The organism is Pedobacter sp. Hv1, from assembly GCF_001412215.1.
Lineage (GTDB): Bacteria > Bacteroidota > Bacteroidia > Sphingobacteriales > Sphingobacteriaceae > Pedobacter.
Genome location: NZ_LLWP01000001.1, coordinates 607679 through 624700, shown reverse-complemented (window position 1 = coordinate 624700; position 17022 = coordinate 607679). Strand labels below are relative to the sequence as shown.

13 protein-coding genes are annotated in these 17022 nt (G+C 36.9%); 7 read left to right on the top strand and 6 right to left on the bottom strand.

The features are described from left to right. Positions 1–18 precede the first annotated feature (18 nt). The 3 genes from AQF98_RS02925 to AQF98_RS02915 all read right to left on the bottom strand — a co-directional run bounded on the left by AQF98_RS02925 (position 19) and on the right by AQF98_RS02915 (position 4291). Positions 19–867: an AraC family transcriptional regulator gene (locus AQF98_RS02925; RefSeq protein ID WP_055130411.1), complete on the bottom strand. Its 849-nt coding sequence runs from the start codon at positions 865–867 to the stop codon at positions 19–21. A gap of 134 nt (positions 868–1001) precedes the next feature. Continuing rightward, the gene (locus AQF98_RS02920; protein ID WP_055130410.1) at positions 1002–3281 is read right to left on the bottom strand and encodes an aconitate hydratase; all 2280 of its coding nucleotides are present in this window, start codon (positions 3279–3281) and stop codon (positions 1002–1004) included. Between the two features lie 353 nt (positions 3282–3634). Beyond that, complete coding sequence (locus AQF98_RS02915; RefSeq protein ID WP_055130409.1) at positions 3635–4291, bottom strand: polysaccharide deacetylase family protein; 657 nt, start codon at positions 4289–4291, stop codon at positions 3635–3637. Between the two features lie 85 nt (positions 4292–4376). Between AQF98_RS02915 and AQF98_RS02910 the strand changes: the two genes are divergently transcribed. The 6 genes from AQF98_RS02910 to AQF98_RS02885 all read left to right on the top strand — a co-directional run bounded on the left by AQF98_RS02910 (position 4377) and on the right by AQF98_RS02885 (position 12447). Next, positions 4377–5738 carry a TolC family protein gene (locus AQF98_RS02910; RefSeq protein WP_055130702.1) on the top strand — a complete coding sequence of 454 codons (1362 nt, stop codon included), beginning with the start codon at positions 4377–4379 and terminating at the stop codon, positions 5736–5738. 32 nt (positions 5739–5770) lie between these two features. Next, positions 5771–7132, top strand: coding sequence for an efflux RND transporter periplasmic adaptor subunit (locus AQF98_RS02905; RefSeq protein WP_055130408.1), 1362 nt, complete (start codon positions 5771–5773; stop codon positions 7130–7132). A 146-nt stretch (positions 7133–7278) separates the two neighbouring features. Beyond that, positions 7279–8277, top strand: a complete 999-nt coding sequence (locus AQF98_RS02900) for an NAD(P)H-dependent glycerol-3-phosphate dehydrogenase (protein WP_055130407.1) — start codon at positions 7279–7281, stop codon at positions 8275–8277. Positions 8278–8376: 99 nt separating this feature from the next. Continuing rightward, on the top strand, positions 8377–8751 hold the full coding sequence (locus AQF98_RS02895) for a BlaI/MecI/CopY family transcriptional regulator (protein ID WP_055130406.1): 375 nt from the start codon (positions 8377–8379) through the stop codon (positions 8749–8751). 1 nt (position 8752) lies between these two features. Beyond that, positions 8753–10456, top strand: coding sequence for a M56 family metallopeptidase (locus AQF98_RS02890; protein ID WP_055130405.1), 1704 nt, complete (start codon positions 8753–8755; stop codon positions 10454–10456). Between the two features lie 32 nt (positions 10457–10488). Continuing rightward, a complete protein-coding gene (locus AQF98_RS02885; RefSeq protein WP_055130404.1) occupies positions 10489–12447 on the top strand; it encodes a redoxin domain-containing protein in 1959 nt (652 codons plus the stop codon). On the opposite strand, the gene AQF98_RS02880 is transcribed toward AQF98_RS02885, so the two are convergent. Both AQF98_RS02880 and AQF98_RS02875 read right to left on the bottom strand, forming a co-directional pair. Then, on the bottom strand, positions 12448–13368 hold the full coding sequence (locus AQF98_RS02880) for an AraC family transcriptional regulator (protein WP_055130403.1): 921 nt from the start codon (positions 13366–13368) through the stop codon (positions 12448–12450). A 57-nt stretch (positions 13369–13425) separates the two neighbouring features. After that, entirely contained in the window at positions 13426–14436 is a 1011-nt protein-coding gene (locus tag AQF98_RS02875) for an aldo/keto reductase (protein WP_055130402.1), read from the bottom strand. Positions 14437–14581: 145 nt separating this feature from the next. On the opposite strand from AQF98_RS02875, the gene AQF98_RS02870 reads away from it, so the two are divergent. Then, on the top strand, positions 14582–14920 hold the full coding sequence (locus tag AQF98_RS02870; protein WP_055130401.1) for a hypothetical protein: 339 nt from the start codon (positions 14582–14584) through the stop codon (positions 14918–14920). A 109-nt stretch (positions 14921–15029) separates the two neighbouring features. On the opposite strand, the gene AQF98_RS02865 is transcribed toward AQF98_RS02870, so the two are convergent. Beyond that, on the bottom strand, positions 15030–16934 hold the full coding sequence (locus AQF98_RS02865; protein ID WP_200911829.1) for a DEAD/DEAH box helicase: 1905 nt from the start codon (positions 16932–16934) through the stop codon (positions 15030–15032). Positions 16935–17022 lie beyond the last annotated feature (88 nt).

Here is a 17022-nt window from a genome sequence, read left to right as displayed (position 1 = left end):
TTGTATTTTTCAGCCATTTTATTTGGTCACAAATTGGAAGATCAATTTGTCATTGCCAATTCTCTCAATAGACTTGAAAAATGCTTTAGGGTTAGATCCAGTCAATTTTTGGTAGATCTTATTGAAATAACTTTGGTCGTAAAAATGGCTTTGGTAGCCAATATCGGTCAATCGTTTAAATTGCGATTGATGTAGTTTGTTGTCAATTGATTGCCTAAACTGTGCAATTCTACGGTATTCTACTGGAGATACACCTAAAACCTCTTTAAACCTGCGATTAAATGATCTCAATGAAACATTAAAACTCATCGCTATTTGATCGATGGGTAGGTTTTCTTCAAAGTTGCAAAGTAAAGCAACGGCATTTTCGAGGTAAGAAAGCTGAATGGGAGCCAATCTTTGCAACAAAAATTCATCGATGATCTTTCCCTTTTCTTTTCCATCTTCATGAAGAAATAAGTCTGTCATGAAATCAGAAAAATGGGGGTCATTTTTCCATGAATTAAATTCAGAGGTATGGTAACCCATAATTTTAGACAGTGTTTCGGTAATGAAATGATTGATGCCGAAATCTTTAAATAAGATGGTAATCCTATTGATTTTGCCAGAAATGTTAACCATTAGTGGTGCCTGTCTTTTAACCTGTACAAACATTTCATAGTTTGGGGTTAGACTTTGCTTGGCACTAAAGTAGGAAGGATTTGAATCGAAGTAGCTATCCTTATAAATGCTCAATGCATTATAAGTATGGGGAAAGGAATAATGTCGGCTCGTAAAATTAGGATCGTCGCTCTTGATGAAATAATAACAGGCTACATATTTTTTAAGTGCCTTGCAAGGTTCTATCGTTTCAAAAATATGGCTCATCGCTTAAATGACATCGATAAAAATTAAATGTTGCTTAGGTTTAAAATTAAATAAAAAATCCCATTTAGATTTTATTCCAAATGGGATTTTTTGAAGAAAGATTAAAGACGAAGTTTTACTCCTTGCTCTTTCTCTTACAAACCTGCCTTAGCAGCAGCTTCTTTTCTAATGATATTTAATGCACCACCAGCTTTAAACCACTCAATTTGTTGTGCGTTATAGCTATGGTTAACTGTAATTGTCTCAGAAGTTCCATCTGCATGATGCAATACCATCTGTAAAGGTACATTAGGTGCAAAGGTTGTTAAGCCAATGATATCTAATGTATCGTCCTCACGGATTTTATCGTAGTCATCTTTATCAGCGAAAGTTAAACCTAACATTCCTTGTTTTTTAAGGTTGGTTTCGTGAATACGGGCAAATGATTTTACCAATACTGCACGTACGCCTAAGTGACGTGGCTCCATAGCTGCGTGTTCACGAGATGAACCTTCGCCATAGTTTTCGTCACCTACTACAACAGAACCTAAACCAGCGGCTTTATAAGCACGTTGTGTAGCAGGTACTGGACCATATTCGCCTGTTAATTCATTTTTAACATTGTCGGTTTTTTCGTTAAAGAAGTTAACCGCACCAATTAACATGTTGTTAGAAATGTTATCTAAGTGACCACGGAATTTTAACCAAGGTCCAGCCATAGAGATATGGTCTGTAGTACATTTTCCTTTAGCCTTGATCAATAATTTTAAACCTTTTAGATCAGTGCCTTCCCAAGGAGTAAACGGATCTAACAATTGCAAACGGTGAGAGGTAGGAGAAACGATTACCTGAACTCCAGAACCATCTGCTGCCGGAGCTTGGAAACCAGCATCTTCAACTGCATATCCTTTTAATGGCAATTCATCACCCTTTGGTGGATCTAATTTTACTTGTTCGCCTTTATCGTTGGTTAAAGTATCCGTTAATGGATTGAAACCAAGATTTCCAGCAATGGCAATAGCAGCAACAATCTCTGGAGAGGTTACAAATGCATAAGTATTAGGGTTACCATCGGCACGTTTAGCAAAGTTTCTGTTAAACGAGTGAACAATCGTATTTTTTTCAGCTTTCTCAGCACCTGTACGATCCCACATACCAATACATGGTCCGCAAGCGTTGGTGAAAATTGTAGCGTTCAAATCTTCAAAAGTTCCCAATAAACCATCACGATCTGCAGTATAGCGTACTTGCTCAGAACCAGGATTGATACCGAACTCAGCTTTGGTAGTTAGGCCTTTGTCTATGGCTTGTTTGGCAATAGAGGCTGCACGAGATAAATCTTCGTACGAAGAATTGGTACAAGAACCGATTAGACCCCACTCAACTTTTAAAGGCCAGCCATTTGCAGCTGCAACTTCTTTCATTTGAGAAATAGGAGTAGCCAAATCTGGTGTAAAAGGACCATTCAAGTAAGGTTCTAATTCATCAAGGTTAATCTCGATCAATTGATCAAAATATTTTTCAGGATCTGCATAAACTTCAGCATCTCCAGTTAAGTGTTCTTTAATTTGGTTGGCTGCATCAGCAACATCAGCACGGTTTGTAGCGCGTAAATAACGCTCCATACTGTCATCGTAACCAAAAGTAGAAGTAGTTGCACCAATTTCGGCACCCATATTACAGATGGTACCTTTACCAGTACAGCTTAAATTGATGGCACCATCGCCAAAATATTCTACAATGGCACCAGTACCACCTTTAACGGTTAAAATACCAGCCACTTTTAAGATCACGTCTTTTGCCGATGTCCAGCCGTTTAGCTTACCAGTTAATTTAACACCAATCAATTTTGGAAATTTAAGCTCCCAAGGTAGGCCGGCCATTACATCGCAGGCATCAGCACCACCAACACCAATGGCAACCATACCCAAACCACCTGCATTTACAGTATGGCTATCCGTACCGATCATCATTCCACCAGGGAAAGCATAATTTTCTAATACCACTTGGTGAATAATACCAGCTCCTGGTTTCCAGAAACCGATACCATATTTATTTGAAACAGAAGCAAGGAAATCAAAAACCTCTTTACTTTCTTTATTGGCATGAGGTAGATCAATTTCAGCACCCGACTTTGCAGTAATTAAGTGATCACAGTGAACAGTAGAAGGAACAGCAACTTGTGGGCGACCAGCTTGCATAAATTGTAGCAAGGCCATTTGTGCAGTTGCATCTTGCATTGCAACTCTATCTGGTGCAAAATCAACATAGTCCGTACCACGGATAAATGCTGTATTTGCATTTCCATCCCAAAGGTGTGTGTATAATATTTTCTCTGAAAGTGTTAAAGGTCTGCCTACTACTTTACGTGCCGCATCTACACGGCTACTAAAATTAGCATATACCTTTTTGATCATTTCTATATCAAAAGCCATTGATAAATTGTGTTAAAAGTAATCTATTCGTCTAATTGGTAGCGAATTTACAAAAAAAACAGGCGTAACGCTATCATCTCTATCTCATTATATTATTTGGAAATATTCTAAATAATTTTTATGGCATGTTAAAGAACAGAAAACTACAACTTTAAACCATAAACTGTGAACTTTGAACAGCTTTCCGCTTTGGGCTTTCAACTTTTCACTTTCAACTCCAATTATGTCCACTATCGAACACTTTTGTGCATTTATGAACAGTAATTGTTTTATTTTTAAACTTAATTAACTGTAATATAGCGTGTTATTGTTTTGTGATAGGCTTGGCATTAACTTCGCTCATAGCCGAAATGTTAAAGTGTGCCAAATTGGTAACCTTTTTCGCTTAAATATTTTAATGTTTTGGGTAAGGCATATTGCAAACGATCAAAAGCTTTTAAACTATCGTGAAAGACAATAATAGAACCATTTTTAGCATTTTTGATTACGTTTTGGTAACATTTTTCTGGGGAGAGTTGGAGGTCGAAATCACCACTAATAACATCCCACATGATAATTTGCAGCTTACGATTCGAGGTTTCAGTAGGGTAAACCGAAAATTGAGAACTGTAAACCGAGTTTAGTTTTTTGATTTGGCTCTTTTTTATTTTTCCGTATGGAGGACGAAAGAGCTCGCTTTGCGTAAGCTGTTGGCATTGAAGAAAATTGGCAATGTAGGTTTCATCATTTGTTTTCCAGCCTTTTAAGTGGTTAAAGGTATGGTTTCCGATGGCATGACCAGCATTTTTTACATTTTCAAAAACTTCAGGATGTTTGGTTATATTGTGGCCAATACAGAAAAAAGTTGCCTTTGCTTCAAAGCTTTTTAAAGTATTTAGTACAAAGTCTGTAACATTGGGTATAGGTCCATCGTCAAAGGTTAAATAAATAATTTTTTTCGAGCGGCTCTTATTCCATGTTAAAGCAGAATAGAACCATTTGAGTAGAAGTGGAGATTTAACCAAGTACATAGCCAAAAGTAAACAAATAACGGCTGTACTTAAAAATTTACAAAATTCAATTAATTGTTTATTTAATATTGTGAAACTATTTTTTATGAAACAAGTTGCCAATCCTAGCTTTTTAAAAGGGCTTACATTTATTTTATCTTTAACAGCATTAACTAGTTTAAGCCAAAAAAGCTATGCGCAAGAAGTAATTACCATACAACAGGCCATAGATAAAACTTTAACAAACAATCTACAGGTTAGACAATCAAAATTGAACGAAAGTCTATCTGAAGAGAATTTGAAACAAGCTAAAATGGCTCTTTTGCCAACCTTAAATGGATCAATTGGCCAAAACATGAACTGGGGAAGGAACCAGTCGGCTTCAGGTCTATTTGAGAATAACCAGCGTTATAGCTTAAGCGGTAACATCGGTACAGGTATTGATGTATTTAATGGTTTTGTAAAAATAAATAGGATTAAGGAAAACAAATACTTGGTAGATGGTAGTAAAACAGCTACCGAAAAAGTAAAAAATGACTTGATTCTATCTGTAGTAACTTCATATCTACAGATTTTGTATAATAAAGATCTATTAAAGGCAGCACAAGATCAGTTAACTGTAGCCAAACAACAATTGAACCAACAACAACAGTTGTTAGATGTGGGTAACAAAACTTTGGCAGACTTGTCGCAATCTAAATCACAAGTAGCCACTGCAGAGCTAGGTGTAACCAATGCTGCTAATGCACTATCTATTTCATATTTAACCTTGGCGCAATTAATGGATGTACCATCATCAACTGTTTATGATATCCAGGTGCCCTTAATTGATAGCTTTAAAAAACCATCAGCTCAATATAACGCTGAGGAGGTTTTTAGCAATGCGATGAACCAATTTCCAGATATCAAATTGGCGGCTATAAATACAGCTGGCGCAAAGATTTCTGTTCAAGTAGCTAAAGGTAATTTATATCCAAGGCTTTCATTCAACGCAAGTTATGGCAGTAATTATTTTTACAGTTATAATGCTGCAGGTGCCAATGCAACATTTCACGATCAAATTAAAAACAACTTAGGTAAAGGACTAGGGCTTAGCTTAAGTATTCCGATCTTTAATGGTTTACAGGCAAGATCTGGTGTAACCCGTGCCAAAATTGAGTTGATGAGAAATGAAACAAACGAGCTATTGGCAAAAAATACCTTGAATAAGGTAATCTATCAGGCAATTGCCGACTTAAAGGCAGCAGAAGGTCGTTATGAATCGACAACTAATGCATTTGCAGCACAAAAGGATGCCTTTTATGTGATCGAACAACGTTACAATGTAGGTTTGGTGAACTCTTTAGATTATAGCACTGCATTGACAAATAAAAACAAAGCAGAAATAGATACCATTCAAGCTAAATATGACCTGATCTTTAGAGCAAAAGTGATAGATTATTATTTAGGTAAACAAATTACATTTTAAATAAAGCAAACAAACAATACTTATCCTTAATTATGAAACTTAAACACATTTTAATTGGCGTCGGTTTAATACTTGTATTACTACTAGTTTTAAAGTTTACTGGCGTTATTGGTGGCGAACAGATTGAAAAAGTTACTGTAGATAAAGCAGCAGAAAAGAAAGTGGTTGAAACAGTAACTGCCAGTGGTAAAATACAGCCAGAAACAGAGGTTAAATTAAGTTCTGAGGTTTCAGGAGAGGTAACAGAGCTTTTGGTAAAAGAAGGCGATGTAGTAAAGAAAGGTCAATTACTTTGTAAAGTTAGACCAGATGTTTTACAATCGGGTTATGAGAGAGCAGTAGCTTCTTACAACTCGCAAAAAGCAAGTGTTGCAGCTTCTGAGCAGCAACTGATCCAGTCTCAAGCTAACTTTGTAAATGCTGAGGCAACTTACAAACGTAATGTTGAGTTGTTCAATAAAAAAGTAATTTCTGCATCTGAATTTGATGCTGCAAAAGCCGCTTATTTAACTGCAAAATCAAACTTGGCTAGTGCAAAAGAAAATGTAACTGGTGCAAAATTTGGCTTAGAGCAAAATGGTGCAAACGTAAAAGAAGCAGGTGCAAACTTGGCTAAAACCACCATCTATTCTCCAGTTGATGGGGTAGTTTCAAAATTGTCTATCGAATTGGGAGATCGTATTTTGGGAACATCGCAAATGGCTGGTACAGAAATTATGCGTATTTCTAACTTAACTACCATGGAAGTTAATGTGGAAGTAAACGAAAATGATATCAACCGTGTAAACGTTGGCGATAGTGCTTCGATTGAAATTGATGCATTTGCAGATAAGAAATTTAAAGGTGTAGTTACTGAAATCGCAAGTTCATCAACTAGTGTTGGAACGACAACTACTTCAGTAGATCAAGTAACTAACTTCTCTGTTAAAGTTCGTTTAATTGCAGATTCTTATAGTTCAGTAAAAGGTGGTGCAAAAGATTTACCTTCTCCATTCAGACCAGGTTTATCAGCTACTGTTGATATCGAAAGCGAATCAGAAACCAGTTTAGCTGTTCCAATTCAGGCGGTATTTACCAGCAATAAAGATAAATCTACTGATCCGATGGCAAACCAAGGAAACGATCAGAACCAGGATAAACAAAAAAGTAAATTAACTGATAAAAAAGTAAAACAGTTTGTGTATTTATTTGACAGTAAAACTTCTACCGTTAAACAAGCAGAAGTAACTACTGGTATTCAGAATGATCAGTATATTATTGTTAAAACCGGACTTAAGGCTGGACAAGAGATTGTTACAGGACCATATTCTGCTATTCAGAACAAGTTAAAAGAGAACATGAAGGTGGAGAAAACTGCTAAGGATAAGTTGTTTAGCACTGAAAAGAAAAAGTAATCAGCTTAAATCATAATAATTAAGTATTTTTGAGGCAAGTTAGGTAAGGTTTAAAGTAATTGCATAAAAGCTTTTACTTTAAACCTTTTGCCTTTTTAGATGGTTTGGATATTAGTATTTGAACCTATCGTTAAATCTTAAGAGATATGATTCCTAAAATTGCAATGATTGGTGGCGGAAGTTGGGCCACAGCCATCGTTAAAATGTTGTCTGATAATTTAGCCGAAAAGGAGATTTTTTGGTGGATGCGCAATGAAGAAGCTATAGCGCATATCAAAGCATTTAAACATAACCCTAATTACCTAAGTTCAGTAGAAATTAAAGTGCCTGAAGCTAATATTTCGGCTGATATTAATTTAATTATCAAGAACGCAGACTATTTGATCTTAAATGTTCCTGCGGCCTTTTTAAAAGAAAGTTTAAAAGACGTTAGTCCTGCCGATTTGAAAGGGAAAAAAATCATCTCGGCCATCAAGGGAATTGTACCAGATGAAAATCTGATCATCGGCGAATTTATCAACCAAAAATACGAGGTGCCAATAACAGATATTTCTGTGATCAGTGGGCCTTGCCATGCTGAGGAAGTAGCGTTGGAAAAGCTGTCTTATTTAACTATTGCAAGTATAGATCTTTCTTTTGCAGATACCTTTGCCAAACTTTTGAATACCAGGTATATTAAAACCAATGTTTCTGATGATATTTTTGGAACGGAGTACGCTGCGGTGCTCAAAAATATATATGCTGTAGCCAGTGGTATTTGCCATGGATTGGGTTATGGCGATAATTTCCAAGCAGTGCTCATTTCTAATGCCATCAGAGAGATCAAAGACTTTGTTGATGCCGTACACCCAATTGATAGAGACATTAAGGAGTCGGCCTATTTAGGCGATCTATTGGTAACTGCCTATTCGCAGTTTAGCCGCAACCGTACTTTTGGTAACATGATAGGGAAGGGTTATACCGTAAAATCAGCCCAGCTGGAAATGAATATGATTGCCGAAGGGTATTATGCAGTGAGCTGCATGCATCACATCAATAAAAAATATAAGGTAGAAATGCCGATCAGTCGGGCTGTTTATGCCATCTTGTACGAAAAACACTCGCCACATATCGAAATGCGCTTGCTTACTGAGCAATTGAATTAATTTAAATTATTGATTATCAATTACTTATATTATTTATAACTCTTTATTTCTTTTCTTATAAATATAGTACTATAATTGTAGTATTATATTTATAGTACTATGAAAGAAATTAGGGAATTGACTAAGGCAGAAGAACAGCTCATGAAGGTTGTTTGGCAGTTGCAAAAGGCAACGATCAAAGAAATTACTGATGGTATGCCCGAGCCTAAACCTGCCTACAACACAGTGGCTACGGTATTAAAAGTTTTAAAAGGAAAAAACTTTGTTGCGTTGGAGGCCAATGGCAATGTCTTTTCCTATTATCCATTAGTAGCCGAAAAGGATTACAGACATTTTGCTTTCGACAAAGTGTTCGACAATTACTTTAGTGGTTCTTACCATAGTTTGGTTTCTTTTTTGGTAGAAGAAAAGAACTTAGATGAAGTGACGCATGAGCGCTTAAAACAATTGGCAGATAAACTTAAAGATCTATAAAATGGCTTGGTTGTACTATCTGATTGAAGCAAATATCTATTTAGGCATTTTTTATGCTTTTTATTATTTCGTTTTAAAGAATGAAACATTGTATGTTTTAATCAGATGGTATTTATTGGTTACGGCTGTTCTGGCTTTTGTGTTGCCTCTACTAACAGTGAGTTATACCACACCAATTTCACAGCCTATTGTTGCTCAGTCGGCCAAAAAGTTATTGTACGATGTACCTTTAATAGCCGTTGCTGATAAGATTACTAAGCCTAGTGAGTCTGTTGAGAATGATATCAATTTCACTTTCGATAAGCTATTGTTTTTGGTCTATGGGGCTGTTGTATTGCTGTTTTGCTGTAAGCTTTTATTCCATCTCTATAAAATCGTAAGTATTTATCGAAGAGGGGAAAAGGAAATCCAAGATGACATTACATTTATCAAGCTCCCTTATGCTAAAGAAGAAGTATTTTCTTTTTTTAGCTGGTTGTTCTTGCATCCAAATCTATATCAGAACCGGGTGATTATTGCACATGAAAAAATGCACATCAGGCAAGGCCACAGTTATGATGTTTTATTCTTCGAGCTACTTTGTTGTCTGAATTGGTTTAACCCATTGTTATATCAGCTGTTTAGCGCTGCAAAACTTAACCACGAGTATATCGCAGATCAGGAGACTTCAACAGCTTTGATGAATAAATATGATTACGCCAATCTGCTTATCCAACATGCTTATGTACCAAGAGAGCCCTTAAGCCATTCGGCATTTACCCAAACGCAGCTTGAACAACGGATCAAACAACTGGGACGGCCACAATCGAAAAGAAAGGTATGGGTTAAATGCTTGGTGCTTTTTCCAATGGTTGGGTTATTATTTTTTATTTCGGCCTTTAAAGTAGAGAAGTCTTATGGTTTGATCAATTTTGTTGTTGGCGAAACAGTTAAACCTCAAACCCGCCCATCAAGACCAATAGTTTCCTTACCTAACCAAAAAGAGTTAAAGGTTGCTCCTGAACAAAAAATAATCAAGAAAGTTGGTCAGCAAGAAGATAAGGTTGATAGCACCCAACAAGTGTCTACACCAATGGCAACGAATGTAACAACTAGCGAATTGATCACTGGAGTGGGGGTACTGAACCAAATCGCAGTTGAACTTGCCGCACAGGGCAAAAAACTATACGCAAGAGAGTATATGCTCTATTGGACTACCAATAAGGATAATCTTCCTATCAGAAAAGCGATACATGGGGTGTTGTCAGGTACAGAAGCACAACTATTTAGGGGCATTGTGGCAGATACACTTTATATCGACGAAGCCTATTATAAGATCAAAGGTAATGTTGTCGAAATATCAACAGATAACCTGATGGTAGGTTATGCAGATGGAAAACAAAATGACCAAAAAAAACTGGTTGTGGTTAATGCTTTGAAACGAAAAATTGTGCATACTTTGAATAACGTGGACATCCGTACATGGGGAACAATTTATAAGGTAATTGCAAACCCAGATTATGGATATGTGAAAAAGGAAACCAAACCAGTAGATACATTAGCCATTAAATATGTAGATATGAAAGTGGAGAATGCAAAGTTCAAGTACATTATGGTTTCATTGAACTCACGTGTGCGAGAAGCTAAAATAACGGCGAACGAAATCATTACAAACGAAACAAAAATACCAAAAGAAGACCCTTGGCAGCCAGGTATCATTTGGTAGTTAAATAGACCCAACACCATAAATTTTTAATTATGAAAAATCTAATCGAACGCAGGTTCGTAAAACCTGGCGAAGGACAAACTATTGCCCAAATTTTTATCAAACCAATGGTATTGCTGTTCATTTTTATGGGTGCTACAAATTGTATAGCACAAACTTTAACCGTTAAACCTCAAAAACCTGTCCCAGGTGATACACTTTATATTACCTATGATCCTAAAGGTGGGAAATTTGAAAAAGACACCTTAAAAACAGCTACTGCAATTGTATTTGAAGGTTTGATGCAAGACAATAAAAAAATTAATCTAAGCAAACAAGGTGAGGTTTATGTGGGCAAACTGGTAACGGATTCTACTACACAATTGGTGGCTTTTGCTTTTTCTTCAAAAAAAGTATGGGATACTGCGCCAACCTATGGTCATTTTTATCCTTTCTATAAGGATGGTAAAACGGTAGAGGGTGCCCAATATCTGATGGCCGACTTTTACATTAATGCCACTGGAAAAACACTGTATGGTTTTAATGAAGATTATCAAAAAGCTTTACAATTGGTTCAAGAAGAAAGGTCGCAATACCCAGCAGCCAAAAACAGTATCATGGTGGTGCAGAAGTATTATCAATTGTTATTAAAGTTAAGCCCAGAAAAAGCAAAAACAGAGATATTAGGTATAATTGCGGCAATTGATCAGCAAAAGAAAATAACAGACATGGATTATTTAAAGCAGTTTCGGCTTTATGAAGTGTTGGGAATGACCGAACAAGCAGGTAAAACAATTGAACAATTGGCCATTACCTATCCGAGTAGCCCAGTTATTTTTTCAAAAAGGTATAAAGATGCTTTAACCCCTCAATCGGCTGGGCAGATGGAAGCATTGGCGATAAAATTGATTAACGATTATGATATGCTCCATAGCAAAGATTTCAATTCGTTATTGAGTTCGGTATATTCAGCTGTAAACCAGGCCTATTTAAAGGAATTTAACTTGCCTAAGTTTTATTTCTATGTTCAAAAGCAATCGGCCAATGTTAAATTAAATAACTTGTTTACTGCAGCCCAATTTTTGGCCGATAGCCAAAAAGAACTTGATGCTGCTGAAAAGATCAGTAAATGGGGTTTAGCACTATTGGATACCACAGCTAGTCAAACTACAAATGAAAAGGAGCTCAACAGGTTAAAAGAAAAAAAGATTGAATTTAATGGTGCTTTAGGTCAGATCTTTTATCGCCAGCAAAGATTTGATGAAGCTTTTATGCTACTTAAAAACGTACTAGAGGAAAATGAAGGCAAACTAGCTCAGGTTAACCTGTATTATGCGTTGTTATTGGCTAGGCAGAAAGACTACGAGTTGGCAAAAAATTTATTGGAGACCATCATTAAAAAAGGAGAGACCACCACAGAGGTGATGGATGCCTATAAAGTAGCTTATCAAAACAGTAGCGCCAATAAAGAAGATTATGAGATCAATTTGTCCAAATTACTGGCAGAGGTAGCGAAAAATAGAACAGCAGCGCTAACTAAGATGATGTTAAATGAGCCCGCACCAAACTTTACGTTGGTAGATCAGAAAGGTAAAAAGGTAAGCTTGGCAGCTTATAAAGGGAAGATTGTAGTACTCGATTTTTGGGCTACTTGGTGTATTCCATGTTTACAGGCTTTTCCGGGGATGCAAAAACTCGTCAGTAAGTATGAAAAAGATACAAACGTAGTATTTCTTTTTATCAATACAGCTGAAACATTTACCAAAGACCTCTCCAAAAGAATTACTGCCTATTTGAAGAAAAACAGTTATAATTTTCATGTGTTATTGGATGAAATAGGTACAACTAATGGCAAGAAATATGTGGTACAAACGCAATATGGTGCCTCTGCCATACCTTTAAAAGTAGTAATCGACCAAAAAGGTACCATCCGTTTTAAAACAGTTGGGTATTTGGGTAGTGATGAATTGGTAGTGAAGGAACTGTCGGAATTGATAACAATGCTGAAGTAATCAATTGAACGAATGCCTGAAAGCCAAAGGAGAAAAATTGGTTTTGTTTTTAAATAATTTGCTGAACGATTGGGGGTGCTCAAACCCCAATTGATAAGCAATCTCGCTTACAGAAAGAGAGGTAGTGGATAAAACATCTTTTGCTTTCTCAATCAGTTTGTTATGGATATGTTGTTGTGTGTTTTGTCCTGTTAAGGAACGTAACATATCACTAAGGTAATTGGCAGAAATGTTTAATTGTTCAGCCAGGTAGTGTACTGTTGGTAAGCCCAATTGTTGTACTTTATCTCCATTAAAATAATCAGCAAGTATGGTTTCTAGGTTGATCAATAAATCGTTATTGGCATTTTTACGGGTAATAAATTGGCGGTTGTAAAATCTGTTGGCATAATTTAGCAAAAGATCAATATGCGATAGCATTACATCTTGACTATAATTGTCTATTGTAGAATGATACTCTTGCTGAATATGTTGCATAATGCTCGTAATCATTGTTTCTTCTTTTTCAGAAAGATGTAAGGCCTCATTGGCCGCATAAGAAAAGTAACCATAGTTGGCAATTGTTTTAGCTAGCGGATAGCTCCTGATAAAGTCGGGATGTACCATTAACCACCATCCATTGATAGAAATATCATCTTCCACAACAGTAGAGATGACCTGTCCGGGAGAAAAGAAAGTCATGATGCCTTCATCAAAATCGTAATAATTTTGACCGTACTTCATCTTACCCTTAAAATCCCTTTTGATGCAGATGGAATAGAAGTTGTACTTCACACTTTGTAAATTTTCATCTAAATGACAATTGACCTCACTTAAATTAATTACGCTTACCAAAGGATGTGCAGGTTTAGGCAGACCCAATAAACGATGCATTTCTGAAATAGAATTGATTGGATAGGGGTGGTGTGTCTCTTTTTTCATGCGATCTCATTTAATAAGGAAAAGCTATGGTTAAAGATAGCCTTTCCATATTGTTTTTTACAAATTTACCATGGCCATACCATTTGCATCGTACCTATCGCCTGTGGCTAACCCTAAAGGAACAATAGCTTCTAATGCAGCAAGTTCGGCGACAGTTAGTTTAATTTCGGTAGCTGCAATGTTTTCTTCTACATAATTTACTCGTTTGGTACCTGGTATAGGTAAAAAACCTTTAGAGATGATCCAGGCAATGGCCAATTGCGAAACTGTAATTCCCTTAGCCGTTGCCAACTCTTTAATAGCATGCACCAACTCCATATTTTTGTAGAAATTTTCACCTTGGAAACGTGGAATACTTCTTCTAAAATCATCAGCTGGAAAATCATCTGGTGTTTTAATCTCGCCAGAAAGAAAGCCTCTGCCAATTGGCGAATAGGCTACAAACCCAATGCCTAGCTCTTCCAGTGTTGCTGTAATTCCATTTTCTTCAGCTGTTCTTTCAAAAAACGAATATTCGGTTTGTACTGCAGTTAATGGATGGATCTGATGTGCTTTTTTAATCGTTGCTGCCGAAACTTCAGATAGGCCAATATAACCTACTTTTCCTTCTTTTACCAAGGCCGCCATAGCTTCTACAGTTTCTTCAATGGGTGTATTTGGATCTACACGATGCAGGTAATATAAGTCGATATAATCTGTGCCCAAATTTTTGAGTGAGCGTTCTACGGCTTTTTTAACATAATCTTTTTGTCCGTTAATGCGCCAGGTGAGCTGTTCGTTATCGTCAATCTCAAAACCAAATTTAGTGGCAATAATGTATTTGTCTCTATTTCCTTTGATGGCTTTGGCAATTAATCTTTCATTGTGCAAAGGGCCATATAAATCTGCAGTATCTAAGAAATTGCCCCCAAGCTCTAAAGATCTATGTATGGTAGCGATAGCTTGCTGTTCATCGGCTTTGCCGTAAATATCTGTGCCGGCAATTGTACTCATGCCCATGCAGCCTAAGCCAATTGTAGGAACAATAAGTCCTTGGCTTCCTAGTGGAGTTGTTTGAATGTTGCTCATATTTTTTTTGCTCTAATTAACAATACAAAAGTGGTGTACAGTTGCTTCAAAAAAGTAGCCTAATTACTTATTGTTGTATCCAAAATAAGGATAGCTCTGGCAAACAATAATTTAAAGTAGTTGTTTAGTTATAAAATTAAATCTCATGAAAACGAAAAAGTATGTATTAGGTTTAGCAGCCATGGCTATGATAGCCTCGGTTACATTTACTGCAAATGCGCAGGAGAAGAAAACAGAAGTAGGTAAGGCCTTACAAAAAACAGGTAAAGCTGTAGAAAAGGGCGCTAAAAGTGTAGGGAATAAAACAGCAGAAGTAGCGGTAAAAGGAAGCGCAAAAGTGGTAGACCAAACCTTTAAAGGTAAAATGGCACCAGATGGTTCCAATGTTTACATTGATGGGAAAAACAAGAAATATTATATCGATAAAAAAGGAGCGAAGGTTTATTTAAAAGCGAGCCAGATTAAAACGAGACCAGTTAATTAGTTTACAGTTTTCAGTTGGTAATTTACAATGCTAAGTAAACTGTGAACTGAAATAAAAAAAAGCTCCATGATGTTTGTCATGGAGCTTTTTTATAATTGGGAACTGAAAACTATGAACGACGTCTTCTTTCGCCGCCACCATTGCCTTCACGTCTTCCGCCGGCATTACCGCCTCTATCTTCACGGTTACGACCAGAGAAATCTCTGAAACCGCCACCACTGTTTCCACCTTCGCGTCTTCCGCTTCCACCACCACTACTTCTTCTATCACCACCGCCGCTTCTTCTTTCGCCACCGCCGAAACCACCGCCGCCTTCGCGTCTTCTGTCTCCGCCGCCACCAAAGCTACGTTTGCGTTCGCCACCTTCACTGCTACCTCTAGTATCACCTTCGGCAGTTTTTTCAATCCTTACTTCACGGCCATTAAATGTAATGCCTTTAAAGTTGGTGAATAAACTATCTACTGTTGCATTTTCAACTTCTATGAAAGAATAAACTCCTTTAAGGTCGATTTTTCCAACCGCTTTACCACTGATTTTGCCATTGTTACATACAAAACCTAATAGATCGCCTCTGGTAAAATCATCCACAGAACCAACATTGATAAATAAACGAGTGTAATCGCTATTGTTGAAACTTCTAGCACCACGTTCGCCTCTTTCACCTCTGTCTCCACGGTCGTCAGCACTTGCGTTTAAGTCTGGTGCGTTTTTATAGTATTCTAAGAAACGGTTGAATTCTAAAGATGCAAAACGTTTGATCACGTCTTCTTTAGTTAATTCAGCAAATTCATCCATAATCCTAGGGATATATTGATCAATCTGTTCTGTGTTTACTTCCACATTGTGAACTTTATGAACTAGTGCAAACAATTGTTTTTCGCAAACATCAAAGCCAGTTGGCAATTCTGCTTTTGTAAATTGTTTACCGATAATTCTTTCAATCTGGCGGATTTTACCAATTTCTTTAGAGTTAACGATACAGATCGAAATACCTGTTTTACCGGCACGGCCTGTACGACCACTACGGTGGGTATAACTTTCAATCTCGTCTGGTAAAGAGTAATTGATTACGTGTGTAACGTTGTTTACATCAATACCACGAGCAGCAACATCGGTAGCAATTAACAATTGCATGTTACGATCGCGGAAACGTTGCATTACCTTATCACGTTGTTGTTGCGAAAGATCGCCGTGTAAAGAATCTGCGTTGTAACCATCTTTAATTAAATGCTCGGCAACATCTTGTGTATCCAATTTGGTTTTACAAAATACTACGGCAAAAATTTCTGGGTTAAAATCTACAATTCTTTTTAGGGCAGCATATTTATCTCTGGCACGTACAATATAGTATTCGTGTTCGATATTTACGTTACCTGTGTTTTTGGTGCCCATGGTTAATTCTACAGGGTTTTCCATGTAGTTTCTTGCAATGCGACGAACCTCAGGAGGCATAGTTGCAGAGAATAACCATGTTTTTTTATCGTCTGGTGTAGTCGATAAAATGTCGTTAATGTCTTCTTGGAAGCCCATGTTTAACATTTCATCTGCTTCATCCAATACTACATATTTAACGTTTGTGAAATCGATGGCTTTACGGCCAATGATATCTAACATACGGCCGGGCGTGGCCACTACGATTTGTACGCCATTGCGTATTTCGCGTAGTTGTTGCATAATGTTTGCGCCACCGTAAACGGCAACCACATGTGCATTAGGCGTGTTTTTAGAGAAATTCTTGATGTCGTTTGCGATCTGTAGACATAGCTCACGCGTTGGGCACAAAATTAATGCCTGCGGCTTATTGCTCTTAAAGTCTATTAATTCTAACAGCGGCAATCCAAATGCGGCTGTTTTTCCTGTTCCTGTTTGGGCCAAACCAACAAAGTCGTTACTACCTTCTAACAGTACAGGAATAGATTGCTCCTGAATAGGCGTAGGATTTTCAAAACCTAGCTCTTTTACGGCATTAACAACGTCATCACTTATCCCCAATTTACTAAATGGGTTTATCATTATAACATTTTTTAATTAAGGCGCAAAGGTACGGTTAATAATCGGTATTTTACTGATTGCTAAGTAAATAGTTTTTCGCTCAATAATC